This is a genomic window from Sodalis sp. RH24 (assembly GCF_047324145.1).
In the GTDB taxonomy this organism is placed as follows: Bacteria; Pseudomonadota; Gammaproteobacteria; order Enterobacterales; family Enterobacteriaceae; genus Acerihabitans.
Genome location: NZ_CP178729.1, coordinates 4953823 through 4970946 on the forward strand (window position 1 = coordinate 4953823; position 17124 = coordinate 4970946).

The 17124-nt window shown below is 50.1% G+C and carries 14 protein-coding genes and 1 other RNA gene; 5 read left to right on the forward strand and 10 right to left on the reverse strand.

What is annotated here, in order from left to right; genetic code table 11:
• Positions 1-8 precede the first annotated feature (8 nt).
• The 3 genes from ACL2XG_RS22525 to hsdR form a co-directional block, all read right to left on the reverse strand.
• A complete protein-coding gene (locus ACL2XG_RS22525) occupies positions 9-1772 on the reverse strand; it encodes a restriction endonuclease subunit S (protein ID WP_413721202.1) in 1764 nt (587 codons plus the stop codon).
• The gene (locus tag ACL2XG_RS22530) at positions 1772-3241 is read right to left on the reverse strand and encodes an N-6 DNA methylase (protein ID WP_413721201.1); all 1470 of its coding nucleotides are present in this window, start codon (positions 3239-3241) and stop codon (positions 1772-1774) included. Before ACL2XG_RS22530 ends, ACL2XG_RS22525 begins: the two co-directional genes overlap by 1 nt.
• A 70-nt stretch (positions 3242-3311) precedes the next feature.
• Positions 3312-5747 carry an EcoAI/FtnUII family type I restriction enzme subunit R gene (hsdR, locus tag ACL2XG_RS22535; RefSeq protein WP_413723483.1) on the reverse strand — a complete coding sequence of 812 codons (2436 nt, stop codon included), beginning with the start codon at positions 5745-5747 and terminating at the stop codon, positions 3312-3314.
• A gap of 1056 nt (positions 5748-6803) precedes the next feature.
• Between hsdR and ACL2XG_RS22540 the strand changes: the two genes are divergently transcribed.
• The 3 genes from ACL2XG_RS22540 to ACL2XG_RS22550 all read left to right on the forward strand — a co-directional run bounded on the left by ACL2XG_RS22540 (position 6804) and on the right by ACL2XG_RS22550 (position 10649).
• Positions 6804-7667, forward strand: coding sequence for a phage integrase N-terminal domain-containing protein (locus ACL2XG_RS22540; RefSeq protein ID WP_413721200.1), 864 nt, complete (start codon positions 6804-6806; stop codon positions 7665-7667).
• A 685-nt stretch (positions 7668-8352) separates the two neighbouring features.
• Positions 8353-9324, forward strand: a complete 972-nt coding sequence (locus ACL2XG_RS22545) for a reverse transcriptase domain-containing protein (protein ID WP_413721199.1) — start codon at positions 8353-8355, stop codon at positions 9322-9324.
• The gene (locus ACL2XG_RS22550) at positions 9321-10649 is read left to right on the forward strand and encodes an AAA family ATPase (RefSeq protein WP_413721198.1); all 1329 of its coding nucleotides are present in this window, start codon (positions 9321-9323) and stop codon (positions 10647-10649) included. Before ACL2XG_RS22545 ends, ACL2XG_RS22550 begins: the two co-directional genes overlap by 4 nt.
• Positions 10650-10770: 121 nt before the next feature.
• Here the strand turns inward: ACL2XG_RS22550 and ACL2XG_RS22555 are convergent, their stop codons facing one another.
• The 5 genes from ACL2XG_RS22555 to smpB all read right to left on the reverse strand — a co-directional run bounded on the left by ACL2XG_RS22555 (position 10771) and on the right by smpB (position 13885).
• The gene (locus ACL2XG_RS22555) at positions 10771-11079 is read right to left on the reverse strand and encodes a helix-turn-helix domain-containing protein (protein WP_162368404.1); all 309 of its coding nucleotides are present in this window, start codon (positions 11077-11079) and stop codon (positions 10771-10773) included.
• Positions 11069-11398 carry a type II toxin-antitoxin system RelE/ParE family toxin gene (locus tag ACL2XG_RS22560; protein WP_413721197.1) on the reverse strand — a complete coding sequence of 110 codons (330 nt, stop codon included), beginning with the start codon at positions 11396-11398 and terminating at the stop codon, positions 11069-11071. The genes ACL2XG_RS22555 and ACL2XG_RS22560 overlap by 11 nt, the downstream gene beginning before the upstream one ends.
• Positions 11399-11554: 156 nt before the next feature.
• Positions 11555-12793 carry an integrase domain-containing protein gene (locus ACL2XG_RS22565; RefSeq protein WP_413721196.1) on the reverse strand — a complete coding sequence of 413 codons (1239 nt, stop codon included), beginning with the start codon at positions 12791-12793 and terminating at the stop codon, positions 11555-11557.
• A 180-nt stretch (positions 12794-12973) separates the two neighbouring features.
• Positions 12974-13356: a transfer-messenger RNA gene (gene ssrA / locus ACL2XG_RS22570) on the reverse strand.
• Positions 13357-13402: 46 nt separating this feature from the next.
• Complete coding sequence (smpB, locus tag ACL2XG_RS22575) at positions 13403-13885, reverse strand: SsrA-binding protein SmpB (RefSeq protein WP_410013963.1); 483 nt, start codon at positions 13883-13885, stop codon at positions 13403-13405.
• A 159-nt stretch (positions 13886-14044) separates the two neighbouring features.
• Between smpB and ACL2XG_RS22580 the strand changes: the two genes are divergently transcribed.
• Together ACL2XG_RS22580 and ACL2XG_RS22585 are read left to right on the forward strand one after the other, a co-directional pair.
• The gene (locus tag ACL2XG_RS22580) at positions 14045-14482 is read left to right on the forward strand and encodes an SRPBCC family protein (protein ID WP_413721195.1); all 438 of its coding nucleotides are present in this window, start codon (positions 14045-14047) and stop codon (positions 14480-14482) included.
• On the forward strand, positions 14472-14768 hold the full coding sequence (locus ACL2XG_RS22585) for an RnfH family protein (RefSeq protein WP_413721194.1): 297 nt from the start codon (positions 14472-14474) through the stop codon (positions 14766-14768). Before ACL2XG_RS22580 ends, ACL2XG_RS22585 begins: the two co-directional genes overlap by 11 nt.
• Before the next feature lie 176 nt (positions 14769-14944).
• On the opposite strand, the gene bamE is transcribed toward ACL2XG_RS22585, so the two are convergent.
• Together bamE and recN are read right to left on the reverse strand one after the other, a co-directional pair.
• Positions 14945-15292, reverse strand: coding sequence for an outer membrane protein assembly factor BamE (bamE, locus tag ACL2XG_RS22590; RefSeq protein ID WP_413721193.1), 348 nt, complete (start codon positions 15290-15292; stop codon positions 14945-14947).
• Between the two features lie 113 nt (positions 15293-15405).
• Positions 15406-17067, reverse strand: coding sequence for a DNA repair protein RecN (gene recN / locus ACL2XG_RS22595; RefSeq protein WP_413721192.1), 1662 nt, complete (start codon positions 17065-17067; stop codon positions 15406-15408).
• Between the last annotated feature and the right edge of the window lie 57 nt (positions 17068-17124).

Here is a 17124-nt window from a genome sequence, read left to right on the forward strand (position 1 = left end):
TTTGTTCCTTAGTTTAGCGCTGCGTCAGTGAGCGCATCGGCCAGATGAAGCTGGGTTTGCTGCGCGGCTTGCAGGCGGGATATAAGGGCGTCGCACAAATTAACGAGGGTGAAATATTTATTTAAGATTCTATTTGACTCATCAATCGGCGGAAGTGCAATGAAACATCCTCTAAGCTGAGTTTGATTTATTGAAGCAAGGTTCGTTGTTTGTTTACTTGCTCCTGCGAAATAGTCTCGAGACACAGGGCAATTCATGAACATTTCTAGCCATTTTACATTTTGTTCATTCGTAATTGGCCTCGCTTTGAAAACATGATTCTGATTAGCTATATAATTTATTGCTCCCGTCCAAAGAGCGGTTCTACCAACTTTGTCCCAATCCCCACCTTCTGTTATTAATAAGTCCCCTTTGTTTACCCGATATTTCCCCTTTTCCTCACTAGCTATTTCGATAGTTTTAATATTAGATAGTTCGAGATATCCTCGCTGTACATTTGCCACACGTAGATAGGGAACAGAAATCAAGGTCTTGCCTGTAAGATTTCTACCTTTAGTAATACCACTTTGAATATCAACAAGTTCCTCAAAACGACACCACTCCCACCCCTGCGGTAACTCAAAAGGCTTTTCCTCATCACTGATCGGCGATAACGTTTTTTGCCTTTTAATTTTACCTTCTTTTACCAACTGCGCTTTTTCTAGTTCAATGCGTTTTAGCAGTTCGGAAGCAGGTTCATCGTTGGGATCTTGCGGTACCAGTTTACCCATCACCGCCAGTTGCAGAATTGTTTGCTTCAGTGCGTCGATACTGGCTTCGGTGGTGAACAGTGTGTCGAAGTGCTGGCTAATTCGCGCCCAGTTTTCGGCGAGTTCTCCGGCATTTTGACTATCGGTAAGCGTGGATAGCAGAGCTTCAACCAGTTGGAAGTGCGCCTCCAGGCTGGTCAAAGATTGCTGCTCCAGTTGGTGGCAGAGGGATATAAACTCCGATAATTTCGCTATTATTCTCCTTTGTTCTTGTAAAGGAGGCAATGCAATTACTATATTCCTGAGAGCACCAAGTGATACAAATGGCTGCACTCCACCAGATGAAGAATTTTTAAGCTTTAACGATAATGACTCGAGCACATTTTTAAGAAACTCTGGTTGAGCGAGCTCTTTTTCATAGTATTTAAATAGCGCAACATTCTTAATTGAAAATTCTTCATCAACATCAACAATCACTGGATTCCCAATACTGCCAATCATTGCAAAAAGCACATCATTGCGTTCTACAAATGAACGCTCATTTATTTTTTTATGATCTTCTTCACCAATATATTTAATATCGCTTAGATCAAGCCTTCCTGAAGATAGATTTTTACTAGTTACAAGGGGATAACCAGACATTTGATATTTGGGAGTATCATGGGTTCCATCCCTTACATCAAAGGCCTCAGCAAGACGCACCCACTCCCACCCGACCGGCAATTCAAACGACTTTTCATCCTCACTAATTTCCGGCAGCGGCTTCTGCTTCTTAATCTTGCCCTGTTTAACCAGCTCTGCTTTTTCCGCCGCAATGCGCTTCAAAAACTCAGACGCCGGTTCATCATTCGGATCCTGTGGCACCAGCTTACCGCGCACCGCCAGTTCCAGAATTAGCTCGCGCAATTTCTTTATGCCGTACTGGTCGATTTTACCGTTGCTGCCGCGCCCTGCGGTGGAGCGGGTTTGCAGGGCGGAGGTCCATGTGTCGAAATGGTCGGTGATTAGTTTTTCAACAGCCATCAGTTTGCCTCCTTGCCCGTCAGCGCGGCACTAAGAATATCGCGCAGTTGGTTGCGCAATTTTCTGATTTCGCTTTGCTGCTGTTGGAATTGTGCTAATAACTTATCCGGATCGTGGCTGATGGTTTCGCCCTGGTAGGGGTTTTTGATATCGAGGTTGAAATTGCGGGCAATGATTTCCTCAATGCTCACTTTCCACGCCTGATGATTTTCCACCCGACTGGCAAAGCCGTCCTTTTCGTTGCCCCACCAATGGATTTCAGCCTGGAACTCCTCAAATTTCATTGGCTTGGTCTTATTATAGTTTTTCACGCCGTCAGGGTAGGGGTGTTCGTAGAACCAGATGTCTTTGGTCGGCTGGCCTTTGGTGAAGAACAGGATATTGGTTTTAATGCCGGTGTACGGGCTAAACACACCGTTCGGCAGGCGCACTATGGTATGCAGGTTGCATTCTTCGGTGAGCAGCTTCTTGATTTTGGTTTTTACGCCTTCGCCAAACAGCGTGCCGTCCGGCAATACCACGGCGGCGCGGCCTTTGTCGGCCAACACTTCAATGATTAATTGCAGAAACAGGTCGGCGGTTTCTCGGGTCTGCATCTCAGCCGGAAAGTTTTTCTCGATACCGTCTTCTTCGGTGCCGCCAAACGGAGGGTTGGTAACAATCACATCCAGTTGCTCATCCCAGGAGGCGAGCGGTTTGTTCAACGTGTTGCCGTGGCGTATTTGCACCGGTACTTCGATGCCGTGCAACAGCATGTTGGTGGTACACAGCAGATGCGGCAGCTGTTTTTTCTCCACGCCGTGGATCTGTCGTTGCAGCATCTGATGGTCAGCGGTGTTTTTAACGTAATGCTCTTTAACGTGGTCAAACGCGCAGGCCAGGAAGCCCCCCGTACCGCAGGCCGGGTCCAAAATCGACTCGCCCAGTTTCGGGTCGATGCGGTTGACCATAAAGCGCGTAACCGCACGCGGAGTATAGAACTCGCCCGCGTTGCCCGCGCTTTGCAGATCGCGCAGGATTTGTTCATAGATGTCGCCAAACAGATGGCGCTCCGCGCTGCTGCTGAAGTTGATTTCATTGAGTTTATTGATCACCTGGCGCAGCAGCGTGCCATTTTTCATGTAGTTATAGGCATCGCTAAACGCTTGTTTGACCACAAAACCACGCGGGTTCTTGTCTATTGGCGCGGTCAGGTTTTTTAGCGCGGGGAATAAGTCGTCATTCACAAACTCCAGCAGATCATCACCGGTGATCCCTTCGCTGTTCGCCGCCCAGGTACGCCACAGATAGCGTCGGGGGATGGGAAACTGATAATTATCCTGCTCCAATTCCAGCTCTTCTTCCTGGGTATCAAAAATTTTCAGGAACAGCAGCCAGGAGAGCTGGCCGAGGCGCTGGGCATCGCCATCCACGCCTGCGTCTTTACGCATAATGTCCTGCAAGGATTTAATGACAGAGCTAATCGACATGTTTGATTTCCATACTTACAAAAGAATGCCACCGGAGGCATAATCCCGGTGGCGGAATGTTATTGGGGTATCAGGCTGATTGCGGCGGCAGTTGGTAGATTTGGTTTTCCAATTCGTTCACGGCCTGTTCATAGGCCTGCTTGTTACCAAAACTGCTTTTGATGATTTCCAGCGGGCGACCCAGTGTGTCGAACGGTTTTAGTTTCAGCACCTGAATATCCTCAATTTCCTGTACGCCTTCATCGGCGTATTTGTCCAGCAGCGTATTCAATACGTTCTGCGCAGGCGCCGAATATTTGGTGAAGTAGTTACGCTTGCGCACGTTGTCGGCGCGCTCTTTCCGTGTTAGCGGCGGCTGGCCGTAAACCACATGGCAAAGCAGATCAAACGGATCGAGATCTTTACCCACTTCCTCCGCCAGAACTTCCCAAAGGATGCCCAATTGTTGCAGCTCCGCAATGATAACCTGCTTGCGCGTGGCAGAGTGCCACTTACGGGTGAAGTCATCAAGCGAAGCGTACTGTTTATCTTTCAGCAGCGTTTTGCGGGTGTAATCCTGGAAAGATTCAGTCACCAGCTTGCCGTCGGCGTCGTAATACTGCACGCGTTTCGCCAGCACTTTTACCGCCACACCGTTGACGTGGAATTTACGGATTTTGTTTTCTTCGTCTTCCTCGAATGCGCCGGAATTGTCACCCGGTGTCGCATCATAAATTGCTGAGGGTTCCTCGGCATTTCTGACGCCAGAAGAAGTAGCTTCCTCAGAGGATTCATCTGCCAGTACCTCGTCGAATCCGGAGTCTGGATCGGTGATCTCTTCCGGCGTGACGTGAATCACTTTTTCCGGCACACCGTCAAAGCGTTCATCGGCAAAGAGTTCGGTGGCCTTTTTGAAATCGAGAATAGTGAACCACAGCTTGCCGAACTTCTCGTTGATACGTGTGCCGCGCCCGATGATTTGCTTAAATTTGGTCATCGACTTGATGTTCTGATCCAGCACCACCAGCTTACAGGTTTGGGCATCCACACCGGTGCTCATCAGTTCAGAGGTGGTGGCAATAACTGGATAGGCTTTTTTCGGGTTGATGAAATTATCCAGTTGCGCCTTGCCGATATCGTCATCACCGGTAATTTTCATGATGTATTTTTCGTTTTTCAGCACCTGCTCCGGATTGAGTATTATCAGTGCGTGCCGCATTCTTTCGGCATGGTCGACATCGTTACAAAAGACGATGGTCTTATCCATCGGGTTGGTGCGTTTTAGATAATCGGTGATGGTTTGCGCCACCAGCATCGTGCGCTCGTCTATCACCAGGGTTCGGTCAAAATCCTTCAGGTTATAAATACGATCCTCAATTAATTTACCGTATTTATCCAATTGTCCTTTAATGGGCCGCCAGCCCTGCACATCCACATCTATATCCACACGCACCACTTTGTAAGGCGCGAGGAAACCGTCTTCAATGCCCTCTTTAAGGGAATAGGTATACACCGGCTCGCCAAAGTAGTCGGTACTGGAAACGTCTTCGGTTTCTTTGGGTGTGGCGGTCAGGCCAATCTGCGTCGCGCTGCTGAAATATTCCAGGATTTCGCGCCATGCGCTGTCTTCAGATGCGCTGCCACGATGGCATTCATCAATAACAATCATATCAAAGAAGTCGGGTGCTACCTGTTTGAACGCTTTTTGATAGTCTTCCGGCCCAGTTATAGCCTGGTAGAGCGCCAACTGAATTTCATATGCCGGGTCGATAGTGCGACCTACCACTTTTGCCATGGCGCTGCCGAACGGCTGGAAGTCATTATTTTTGGTCTGATCGACCAGAATATTCCGATCGGCCAGGAACAGAATGCGTTTCTTATTTTTCGCCTTCCACAAGCGCCAGATAATCTGAAATGCGGTATAGGTTTTTCCTGTTCCCGTCGCCATCACCAGTAAGACGCGTTTTTGTCCTGCGGAGACGGCCTCTACAGTTTTGTTTATGGCCTGTAACTGATAATAGCGGGGTGACTTGCCAGTGCTGTCATCGTAATAATCCTGGCTGACTACCGGAAGCTGCTCAGCGGTAAACTCCTTCCAGGCACAGTACTTATGCCAGAGTTGCTCTGGCGCGGGGAAATCATGCAGCGTGATCTCAGACTCAAGCTGCGCGGGATTAGTTTTATCGTGGAATATAAAACCATCACCGTTGGAGGCAAAGACAAAAGGCACGTCTAGTAAACGCGCGTAATCCAAACCCTGCTGCATGCCTTTGCCAACTTCATGCTTATTAGCTTTCGCTTCCACGACTGCCAGCGGTAATCCCGGCTTGTGATAAAGCACAATATCAGCAGATTTCACCGTGAGGCGCGCAGCCAGTTTGCCACGCACGACAACTTTACCATCACGGAGTTTTACCTCCTGACGAATCTGCGACATCACATCCCAACCCGCCTCTTTAATCGCCGGCAGGATGAACTTGGTGATGATATCCGTTTCCGTCAGATTAGTTTTATTCACGCCAGCCATAGCAAAGCTCTCAACGGTAAAGAGAAGCAGATATCTTTGCATACATTGAGCCTCACGTCTTGACCTGAAACGCGGTTTAGGTAATCCGATGCCGTCGAAAATGACGCCTTACGTTAGATGGTAACCACAAAGCAGATATGGCATCACAGATTAGCTGGGCTTGCTGCCGAGGTTAAAGTGCGCCCCAACGTGCCAGCCGGGCATAAAAACCACTTCGAGAAGTGTGTAACACGCGCGCCATGACTTTTGTGGCAACGCTTTCTAAACAAGCTCCCCGGCTATATGGGGCCAATAGCATCATGTCGCCGGGGAGCCGACAAGGCCGTACGGCCGCGTCAGCCAGTTTTTTAGCGGGTGCGCCAGATGGATCTTGCGCGCTATGAGCTTGAGAAAGATAACGCTTGTATGCTGTTGCAGCGGCTCAAGCTAACTAATGGGCCGTCACTGCACGCCGCAGTGACGGCCCTGGGAATTGCAGCAACAATGCGGGTTGGCGCTGTATCTTATTTCATGCTGCGCACATGATGATGCCCTGACACACTGGCAGGGCAATAACCTCCCGGCAGGTTTAAATACCGGGAACCTTGGCGCAAGGCAATAAACGCCACATCGGCTGAAGTTTTCTCCACTTCACCGATGTCGTACCCATCCGGTGCCCACACCTGGCGTGTTTCGGCTCAACATCTCACGCCGCCCCTATCCATGGGGGAGCCTGGCTTATCCCTGGATTGATACATCCAGCCATCATCACATCGTGCCTTTCGGCGCTTCTTTTGTCGTTCCAGTACGGCGTTATAAACGCCTGTCTGGCGTAACCGTCTATCCCATGCCCATCATTTCAAAGGAGGTCATTATCCAAATTGTTTGCATTGCTATTCCTTGCGGTAAACACCGTCCGGTCTTCCCACAGGAAGCAGGACGGTGGCCTCATTCGAGGCAACAGGTGATCTGAGCACCTGGCCCATGCCCTTCGGGGATCTCGCTTCAGCGAGTTGGCAATAACACTTACCTTTTTTAGCTCAGGACAGAAAAAACTCGGCTAAACAGGAGAAATCGATGGATGATCTCACCTATACGCTACGCCAGCTTTGCCAACGAAATCGCGACGGCAGCCATGCCACGCAAGCCGACCGTATGCGTTCATTGGCGTTGGCCAGCCGTCAATTGCGGGAGGCGGGATTTCGGCAGATGCGGGCAACGTCGCTTAAGGGTAAACATGTTACGGTATTACTTGAGCGTTGGCAGGGTGAAAGGTTGTCGGCGGGCACACTCAAGAATCGCCTGGCGCATTTGCGGTGGTGGGCAGAGAAGGTCGGCAAGGCCGGTGTTATCCCAGCAGATAATACGCAACTGGGTATCCCTGAGCGGCGATTTGTCGCCAGCGAGAACAAGGCGCGCGAGTTAAGCGATAGTTTGGATAAAGTGAATGATCCCTATGTACGCATGAGTCTGCTTTTGCAAAAGGCTTTTGGGCTGCGTCGTGAAGAGTCCATCAAGTTCCGACCCGGCTATGCTGACCGTGGAGACTGTATCGTCCTCAAGAAGACATGGACCAAGGGTGGGCGTGAACGAATAATACCCATTACAACTGTTGAGCAACGAGACATACTCGATCTATCGCGTAGGTTGGCTGGCGCTGGATCGCTAATCCCCGCATATAAAACCTATATACAGCAGCGCCATGTTTATGACGGACAATGCAAAGCGGCGGGGCTGAGTAATATGCATGGATTGCGACATCATTACGCACAGGCTCGGTATAAAACATTGACGGGATGGCCAGCTCCGGCGGCTGGTGGCAAGTCTAGCCACATGCTATCACCCTTGGAGCGTACCCAGGATGCGATAGCCCGCCAAACTATCAGCCGGGAACTGGGACATGAGCGAACCCAGATCACGGCTGTATATCTCGGGCGGTAGGTGTTGCATGAATATTTGACCCGAGGAAGGGGGCAACATCGATTGATTTTTGACTTGATACGAGCCGCATTAAAATCGACGTCATCACCAGCGGCCAATGGCTCAATGCCTAGCATCTATCCAGGATGATTCGAGATGCTGTTAGTTCGGCATATTTCGCGGTAAGTTATAGGGTGTACTGATTCGTACTTAATCTGGCACCCTTGCTAATCTGGGTCCGATCAGATCTGACCGTCAGCGCAGTGCCCAGGCTGTGTGAAAACATTTTTGGTCGCAGAGACTGTCAAAAACAGAGCTGAAAACCGCGCTCATACGTACAATTCGGCTCTACTAACCAGTCGATCAATTTCAGATTTTGCGTAGACATGCGCACTTCAGTTTTTGGTCAGGGTTTTCACACAGCCTGAGCCAAGAGCGGACATTACATCTTTCGAGGCTTGTTTATCTGGCTACGGGGTACGGCGGGCTTGATAAAAGAGGCGGAAGTGGTCATAATTACCGCATGCTTCTGACCTTGGAGTATCTCCGGTCAACTAGGAAGCCTCTAAAGGCAGTATAGTCTCGTAAATTATTAAGGCCTCCGTTAAGCAATTATCGGGGGCCTTAATAATTTACAGGGTAAGCAAAGACGCTTCAGTCAACTCTTTCTGATGGCCCCATCAGATCAAGCATAGGTAAAGGATGAATGAAGGATAACAGTCTGGAGAGTGTTTTTAATTCCTACTTCAATAACAAAAAAGACTTCACTGATTTCCATACCCTCAGGACGGAAGACGAATCCAGCCTAATTCCCCTGAGTAACAAAAAGGTTGAGCTTTACCAGTGTTCCGACAAGCTTAAAGTTATTCATACTTTTCTTTCCCGGTTTGTGTTCAGCGAAATGCCTGTGAGAAAAGATATCGTTTTTTCTTACCAAAAAGATGTAAATATTGCTGACGCCGTCCGGCCGCACTGCAACAGTGAATTTATCTTTAAGACTGACATATCGAAGTTTTTCCACTCAATAAGTGCTGAAGCTGTGTCACACACGCTTTCAAAATACTGTGTAAATATACAAACGGTGGACTCTGAAGAGGTCAGGAAGAATATAGAGAGGATCGTTTACCTGTGCACTATCGATAACCATCTGCCCGTTGGATTTTCATGCTCGCCCTCAATAAGTAACTTCTGTTTTTATGATTATGACAATGTTATTGAGGCATACTGCCATGCAAACCGATATATCTACAGTCGTTACTCGGATGATCTTATTATTTCATCGCATGATGAAATGGATAAAGACATGGTCACAGGCGACCTCTCGGCCATACTGTCATCCGACGCATTTCTGAAACTATCTATCAATCATAAAAAAACAAAACTCATTACGAAAAAGTTTGAAAGAAAGATTCTGGGAATAAGTATACTTAACGACGGAAAAATGACGGTCAGCAAAGCAACCAAGACGGATATTGAAGTGAAATTGCATCTGCTCAAAACTGACAGAAAAAAACTGATGGATTATACCGGGATGGATGAGATGGCGTCGATATTGTCGATCGCCGGCGTGCTGAGTCAGATTAACAACATCGACAGGGACTACCTTTTTCATCTACGCAAAAAATACGGGAACGCTATCATTAGCAAGCTGCTCAGAGGCAAGGAGCTACTGAAATGATCGTTAGTGTAGATATCAGAGCGTTGCAGCATCTGGCCGAAATCAGCGTGTCCTTTGATTTTTCAAGCGACCCACTTATCTGTATGACAAGCAAGAATGGCGTGGGTAAAACGTCCATCGTTAAAGCGCTCGCCCTGCTCAAGGACACCGCCATCGTCAGTAAAACGTCGTCAGTGTTTAGCATCAATGAAAAGACGCAGATCGACGTTAAGATTAACGAAGACGTCTATACTTTCAGGTACAATGATGGCGATCTTGATACGAAGAATATTCTCCGGGATGAGGCGTTTCTGAACGTCGAACTGCCTATACCTTACGGTAAACGCTTCTCAGACTTTCCCTCCCTGGGCAACATCGATATGACGCTGAGGGAAAAGTACTTAAAAAAAGACTATGAAGACGCACACGATCTTATAGCTTTCCTCAATTCCGTTTACAAGCATGAAAACAAGTTTCATAATCTCAAACTCGTGAAAATAAAAGGCATTAACTACTATTTTCTGCCGCTTGATAATAACCGATATATACGCGAAGACTATTTCAGCTCCGGAGAGTTTTTTGTTATCAGTATTTTCAAGATGATAACCTCCTCAAGTCGGCTAATCATCATAGATGAAATAGACGTATCTCTTGATTCCTCAGCGCAGGTTTCACTGATGAGTGCGATCAGGGATATTTGCATTAAAAGGGATATAAAAGTACTCTTCACTACGCACTCTCTCGCCATCATGAAAACCATTTATGAATACGGTACGCCAATCATCTATCTGAAAAGTGAAAACGGTACGGTCAGCCATAATCAGGTCTCTTACAGCTTTATTCAGCTGGAAATGTTTGGGTTCCAAGGGTATGACAAGTTCATCTTCACCGAAGACCTGACGCTTGAGCACTATATCAACCTTAAGCTCTCCTGTATGGATACAAAGAACCGGGTCAAGGTCGTTTATATTGGTGGCTGCAGCAATGTGGTTGATTTGATGAAGCGTAATGCAGCGACCGGTTTCATCTGTTCATCCAAAGACGCGATAGCCGTTCTGGACGGTGATGCGAAAGCCCAATATGGTCACCGCGCAGACGTCATTATCAGCCCTTACGATGATATTGAAGATGAAATATTCAGAAAGTACAAAGAAGAAAATGCGGTTCATAATCTCCCGGATGTAGCGCCAGAAAATGCCAAATCTAAAGCCTACTGGAAAAAACTGCAGGAAAATCGTAAAGAACATAATCTGACCCGAGAGGACATCTTTATTATTCTGGAACATGGTTTTGAAGGGAAAGTGTCGACTTTTTATCAGGCCCTGCACTCATTTATCAACGGTTAGGCGCGTAAAGTAGCTCTGGCTAACCGCTGTACTACGTGTAACTTGCTGTTGATAGAGGACGTCATGAGCGTCAGCTCTTAGCCGACAGTCAGATTGAGCAACGACTAATCCCTAAGAGTAATTATACAAACCGTATTTGCAGTTTTTTCCCTACCGCAGCGGCATATTTTTTCAGCGTGTTATAAGACGGTCCTTGTGTACCGGAGGCTAAACCGCTTTCCAACCGTGTAATCGCCGTTGCTTTGGTCCCCATGCGCTCAGCGACTTGCGCTTGGGTGAGGCCGGCTTTTTTGCGTGCGGCCAACAGCTCATCAAGCAGGGCGAATTCCCCGTCCAGCTTTTCATATTCAGCCTTGAATTCCGGTTGCTCCATCCAATCAGAGACCATTTCGGCATGGGTTTTGGTTGGCGGTATGCGTTTAGCGTTCATTTTTTACCTCTCTCAATCTGGCTTCAGCGATGCTGAGTTCTTTGCGCGGCGTTTTTTGGGTTTTCTTGATAAAGCTATGCAGCATCACAATTCGTTTTCCCACTACCGCGCAAAAGAACACACGTCCAATCCCTTCGTTACCTTTTACTCGAAGTTCGAAAAGTCCATTTCCGAAGGCGCTGGTGTGTGGCTCACCGAGGTTGCCACCGTATACTGTCATACGTTCGGTAAGCCTGGTATACCTGGCTCGCAAAGACAACGGCCAATGATCGATATCGTATCGAACGTCTTCACTGTAGTAATCAATAGTGTATTCCATGGCTCAAAACATAACAAAAACGTTATGTTTATGCAAGCCGCAACGACTGTAACCAGGGGGTATAACACCGCGGGAATCCTTATCTTACTCCCGATTAGACGTATAATAATGAGCAACATATAATTGAATAGTAGTGATCAACGTTAGACCGATCGGTTATAAAACTCTTAACCCTTTTATTCCTTCGCTCATCACGCTTCCGCTATCCGCGGTCGACACAAATTCGGCCCACCACTGCATCATCGGGCGTCGTTGTTTAAGGTAATCACTACGATTGTAGGCGCGGCGTACTTCATTTTTATCCACATGTGCCAGCGCGGCTTCGATAACGTCTGGTGGGAAGCCTTGTTCGTTAAGCGTGGTGCTGGCGATTGAACGCAGCCCATGGGATACCAGGACCCCACCAAAACCAGCGCGTTTCAGCGCTGCATTCACCGTTTGGCTGTTCATCGGTTGCCTCGGTTTTATGCGGCTGGGGAAAACGTATTCACGCTGGCCGCTCAGTGGCTTCATAATCTCCAGAATAGATAATGCTTGCGCAGAAAGCGGCACTATATGCTCCCGGTTCATTTTCATGCGTTCTGCCGGTATATGCCATTCTTTCGCTGATAAATCGAGTTCTGTCCAACGGGTATCCGAGGCTTCGGCAGGGCGGCTAATCGTCAGTAGCTGCCACATAAATAAACAACGGGTAGGGAGTTCGATGTTAGCCAGCCGCATCGTTTGCATCAGTTGCGGTAGTTGATCCGGGCGGATACTGGGCATGTGTTTTTTCTGCGGTTTCTCGAATGCTTTGCTGATATTGACACTGGGAGCCGCATCGATCAGACCAACGTTCATGGCATAGATCATCACCTCGTTAATCCGCTGGCATAACCGCCTTACCGTTTCCAGCGCGCCTCTGGCCTGCACCGGCTGGATTGCCTGCACCAGCGTGCGCGCTTTAATGTCGGTAATGCTGATATCGCCGATGGCGGGAAAGATATCCTTTTCGAGGGAGCGCCGGATATCGGAGGCATAGTCGGCGGTGACGCTGCTCTTTTTTAACTGTAGCCAGCGCTCGGCAACGACCTTAAAGGTGTTGGATTGGGTTTCCAGCGCTTGCTTGCGCAATGAAAGCTGGTGTTCATAAGGGTCAATATCTTTTACCAGCAGGGCGCGGGCCGCTGTACGGCGTTGCCGGGCATCGGCCAGAGTGACTTCGGGATAAGGCCCAAAAGTCAGTTTTGCGCGTTTTTTGGTTAAAGGCCGGTAGTAGCGCATCTGCCAGACTTTCCTGCCGGTGCTTTTGATTAGCAATTGCAGACCTTCACCGTCGTGCAGTGTGTGATCCGCATCCTGTGGTTTGGCGGCTTTGATCTCCGTATCGGTGAGGGGTTTTGTTAACCGTGCCATAGGTACCTCCATCATTTAGGTACCCATCGGATGGGTACCTGCCTTTCGGGTACCTAAGAAGGTACCTAAAAGTTGTGGAAGCCACAAGATCGCCATAGTATCCCACAAACATAAAAAAGCCCGCAGGGCTTGCGCCATGCGGGCTTATTGGACTTACTTGACGTTCTATAGAACAGAATTTGGTGGAGCTGGGGGGATTTGAACCCCCGTCCGGAATTATTACATCCTCGGTACTACATGCTTAGTCCAATCATTACATTCGCCAGTTAGCTGCGGATGGACACGCTACTAACAAACTAGCCTGATTAGATTTGACGCTTTGACCCCAGGCAGGATCTCTACGCGAGCTCTTTTGGGTTTGACCTCTCTTGATCCCCGTCCTAAGAGCGGAGGCTAGGGAGAGAGGGAACCATCAGTGGTTTAGACTGATTAAGCTGCTAAAGCAGCGGGTTCGTATTGCGAGTCGTTTGCAATTATTTTTTTTGAGGCTGTTTAACGAGGCCTACCTCACCTCGGCATGCACCTTGGGTTTCACAAATCCCGTCGAATCCAGAATCAGCCCCAAGTTGTTAATTTCATTATAGCAAAAATTCAATAGCGCGGCAAATCTTAACGGTTGGCGTTCTTCATAATGCGTGCTTTATCGACTTGCCATTCGCGGGATTTGACATCCTCACGCTTATCGAAATCTTTTTTACCCTTGGCGACGCCAATCTTGACCTTGGTCCAGGCGTTTTTCCAGTACAGCGACAGGGCGACCACGGTGTAGCCCTCGCGATTCACCCGGCCGAACAGCGAGCTTAACTCACGCTTGTTGAGCAGAAGTTTACGCGTGCGCATAGGGTCGCATACCACATGCGACGAGGCGGCCATAAGCGGCTGGAAGGTGGCGCCAAATAAGAAGGCTTCGCCATCTTTAAGCAGCACATAGCTATCGCTGATGTTGGCCTTGCCGGCACGGAGCGATTTGACTTCCCATCCCTGCAACGCGAGTCCGGCTTCGAACTCTTCCTCGATGAAATATTCATGTCGGGCGCGCTTGTTTTGCGCAATGGTGGCTGAACCGGGTTTGTAAGCTTTTTTCTTTGTCATGATACTAAATATTATACAGTTTTATGGGCGGGAATAAAATGCTTTCCTTACGTTACCTTGCGGTATTGATGCTTTTTAAGACAAACGGGCGCCAACACTTTTTGTCTCAAGACAGATAAATGATAATATTAAGCAATGATCGTCAAGACAGGAACCCTTATGCCTCATATCAGTCGTTCCGCGTTAGTGCCCTACAGCGCGGAGCAAATGTTTGCCTTGGTCAATGATATTCGCGCTTATCCGGAGTTTATTCCCGGATGCACCGGCAGCCGCGTGCTGGCCAAGGAAGGAAACGAACTGACCGCCGAGATGGATGTTTCCAAAGCGGGCATCAGCAAAACATTCAGGACCCGTAATGTCATCACCGACAACGAAAGCATCGTAATGCGCCTGGTGGAAGGGCCGTTCCGCTCGTTTGCCGGCGACTGGCGTTTTACCACGCTGAGTCCCGAGGCGTGCAAGGTCGAATTCGAAATGAGCTTTGAGTTTAAGAACCGGCTAATCGAGCTGGCGTTCGGGCCAATTTTTAAAGAGATGGCGAATAACATGGTCCAGGCATTCACCCAGCGGGCAAAAGAGGTTTACCGTGCCGCCTGAAGCTGCGGATATCCGCGTGGAAGTGGTGTATGCGCTGCCTGAGCGGCAATACCTGCGGCAGTTGGTGCTGGCTGCGGGCAGTACGCTTGAGCAGGCGATACAGGCCTCGGGCCTTCTGGCAATACGGCACGATATCGATCTGGACAAGAATAAGGTCGGTATCTTTAGTCGCCCGGCCAAATTAAGCGATCGGCTCAATGACGGCGATCGCGTGGAAATTTACCGCCCGCTGCTGATTGATCCCAAGGAGCTGCGCCGCCAGCGCGCGGAACGCACAAAAAAGTAGAGGGTGCGCGGGACGACGGGGGCCGGCAGTGTAGGTAATATACCCCAGGCGCCCGGCCCGTTGCCCTCTCAAGCGTGTTAACTTCGCATTGCCCCGTTTTACCGCTGTGCCGCCTGCGCTGGGATTACTTCGCCAGGCGTTGCCGCTTCGCTTCAGTTCGGCTTTTTACCGCTGATTTACCCGCGCGGGGTATCCAATGACGGCCGGTTATCGATATTGGTCAGGGTGCCGGTGTTGTTAAAGGTCAGGGTAAGCGTTTGTTGCGTGACAGGCTGATGACCGGGCTGGCGGCGGAACACATAAAACCAGGTACTGCTGCCGAACGGATCCTGCATCATTGGCGTGCCCAGGATATACGCCACCTGCTGCTTGGTCATGCCGGTATGAATTTTAGCTACGTCAGTTGCTGTCAGATAGTTTCCCTGGTTAATGTCCGGGCGATAGACCAATCTTTGAAGCGTGGAGCAACCGGCGGTTAACATCAGGAGAACGACGGCAGCAGCGGTCAACGTCTTACAGCTCATAATAATCACATTCCTTTTAGGCATAGGATGCCGATGATAATAGACCTTGCCGACATTGGGAACCTCTACAAGGCCCATCTATGACCACGGGAACGTAAAAAAGTTAGCCTTTTCTAAGCTGCGAGCAGTTCTTTAGCGTTTGCCAGCGTATTTTTGGTGACCTCGCTCCCGCCCAACAGGCGCGCCAGCTCTTGCAGGCGGGCTTTTTTGTCCAGGGCGATCATTTGGGTTTCGGTCTCGTTACCGTCGCTATTTTTGCTGACAAAAAAGTGATGGTGACCGGAGCCCGCAACCTGGGGCAAGTGGGTTACGCACATCACCTGGGTGGATTCGCCCAGCCGACGCAGCATTTTACCCACAATTGCGGCGGTGGGGCCACTAATGCCCACATCCACTTCATCAAAAATCAGCGCCGGGGTATCCATCTTGCGGGCGGTAATCACCTGTATCGCCAGGCCGATGCGCGATAATTCGCCGCCGGAGGCCACTTTCGCCAACGGCTGCAAGGGCTGGCCGGGGTTGGTGGTGACCAGGAATTCGATACGATCCGCCCCTTCGGCGCTCAGCTGTTCGGCATCGAAATGCGTTGTGATTTCCAACCTGCCGTGCGGCAGGGACAGCTCGCGGATACTGCGGGTAATCAGGGCGGAAAGTTCAGTGGCATGATGCACGCGTTTTTCATGCAGCCGCCGCGCGGTTTGCACCGCCTGGAGGTGGTGCTGCGCCACGGTCTCGACCAGCGCCTGGGCGTCGGTGTCGTGCTGCTCCAGCAACTGTTGTTCTTGCAGCAACTGCTGATAAAACAGCGGCAGGTCTTCCGGTTTCACATGATGCTTGCGCGCCAGGGAGATCTGGCGGGACAGCCGCTGTTCGAGCTCATACAGTCGCGCCGGGTCCAGGTTGAGCCGATCGCCGTAATGGCGCAGCTCCTCCGCGGCCTCGGTCAGCTGGATTGAGGCTTCTTCCAGCAGATCCATTACCGGGGAAAGCGCGCCGTCCATGCCCACCAGTTCGCCTACCCGCTGCTGGACGGCGTACAGCTGGCCAAGCAGGGTCTGGTTCTCGCCCTCGCTGAGTATCTCAAGCGCCTGGCGGGTGGTGGTGATCAACTGGCCGCTGTTGGCCAGCCGCTTGTATTCCTGATCGATTTGCTCGAATTCGCCGTCCGCCGGGATAAAATCGTTCAGCTCCTTTAACTGGTACTGCAATAATTCGCGCCTGGCCTCGCGCTCCGAGGCGTGCTGGCGGAACGCGGCCAGATCCAGGCAGCTCTGGTGCCATTGCCGATAAGCGCCGGCCATGGATTGCCGCAGCGCTTGTTCATCTGCATAGGCGTCGAGCAGCTGTTTTTGATAGTCGGGACGCAGCAGCAACTGGTGGGCATGCTGGCCGTGGATCTGGATCAGGTGATGGCCCAGCTCGCGCAACTGCGATAAGGGCGCCGGCATGCCGTTGATAAACCCCCGCGAGCGCCCGTCATGGCCGACCACGCGCCGCAGCAGGCATTCATTGCCGTTATCCAGCTCATTGTCCGCCAGCCACCGCGCTGCCAGCGGGGCGTCGCCGAGGGCGAAACGCGCGCAGATATCCGCCCTGGGGGCGCCGGGGCGCACCATGCCTGCGTCGGAACGGCTGCCGAGGCACAAACCGAGGGCATCGATGGCAATGGATTTGCCCGCCCCGGTTTCGCCGGTGATAACGCTCATTCCCGATTGAAAATCAATCGTCAACTCGCGCACGATCGCAAAGTTAGCAATGGTCAGTTGAGCCAGCATGATACGTTTCCTGTATATAAAAACACAGCTGTGGTTAAACACAGTATAAACTGGTTT

What these genes read in the sequence shown, in the direction of transcription:
- ACL2XG_RS22525 (WP_413721202.1), bottom strand. Translation starts at nt 1,772, where the DNA reads ATGGCTGTTGAAAAACTAATCACCGACCATTTCGACACATGGACCTCC.
- ACL2XG_RS22530 (WP_413721201.1), bottom strand. Translation starts at nt 3,241, where the DNA reads ATGTCGATTAGCTCTGTCATTAAATCCTTGCAGGACATTATGCGTAAA.
- hsdR (WP_413723483.1), bottom strand. Translation starts at nt 5,747, where the DNA reads ATGGCTGGCGTGAATAAAACTAATCTGACGGAAACGGATATCATCACC.
- ACL2XG_RS22540 (WP_413721200.1), top strand. Translation starts at nt 6,804, where the DNA reads ATGGATGATCTCACCTATACGCTACGCCAGCTTTGCCAACGAAATCGC.
- ACL2XG_RS22545 (WP_413721199.1), top strand. Translation starts at nt 8,353, where the DNA reads ATGAAGGATAACAGTCTGGAGAGTGTTTTTAATTCCTACTTCAATAAC.
- ACL2XG_RS22550 (WP_413721198.1), top strand. Translation starts at nt 9,321, where the DNA reads ATGATCGTTAGTGTAGATATCAGAGCGTTGCAGCATCTGGCCGAAATC.
- ACL2XG_RS22555 (WP_162368404.1), bottom strand. Translation starts at nt 11,079, where the DNA reads ATGAACGCTAAACGCATACCGCCAACCAAAACCCATGCCGAAATGGTC.
- ACL2XG_RS22560 (WP_413721197.1), bottom strand. Translation starts at nt 11,398, where the DNA reads ATGGAATACACTATTGATTACTACAGTGAAGACGTTCGATACGATATC.
- ACL2XG_RS22565 (WP_413721196.1), bottom strand. Translation starts at nt 12,793, where the DNA reads ATGGCACGGTTAACAAAACCCCTCACCGATACGGAGATCAAAGCCGCC.
- smpB (WP_410013963.1), bottom strand. Translation starts at nt 13,885, where the DNA reads ATGACAAAGAAAAAAGCTTACAAACCCGGTTCAGCCACCATTGCGCAA.
- ACL2XG_RS22580 (WP_413721195.1), top strand. Translation starts at nt 14,045, where the DNA reads ATGCCTCATATCAGTCGTTCCGCGTTAGTGCCCTACAGCGCGGAGCAA.
- bamE (WP_413721193.1), bottom strand. Translation starts at nt 15,292, where the DNA reads ATGAGCTGTAAGACGTTGACCGCTGCTGCCGTCGTTCTCCTGATGTTA.
- recN (WP_413721192.1), bottom strand. Translation starts at nt 17,067, where the DNA reads ATGCTGGCTCAACTGACCATTGCTAACTTTGCGATCGTGCGCGAGTTG.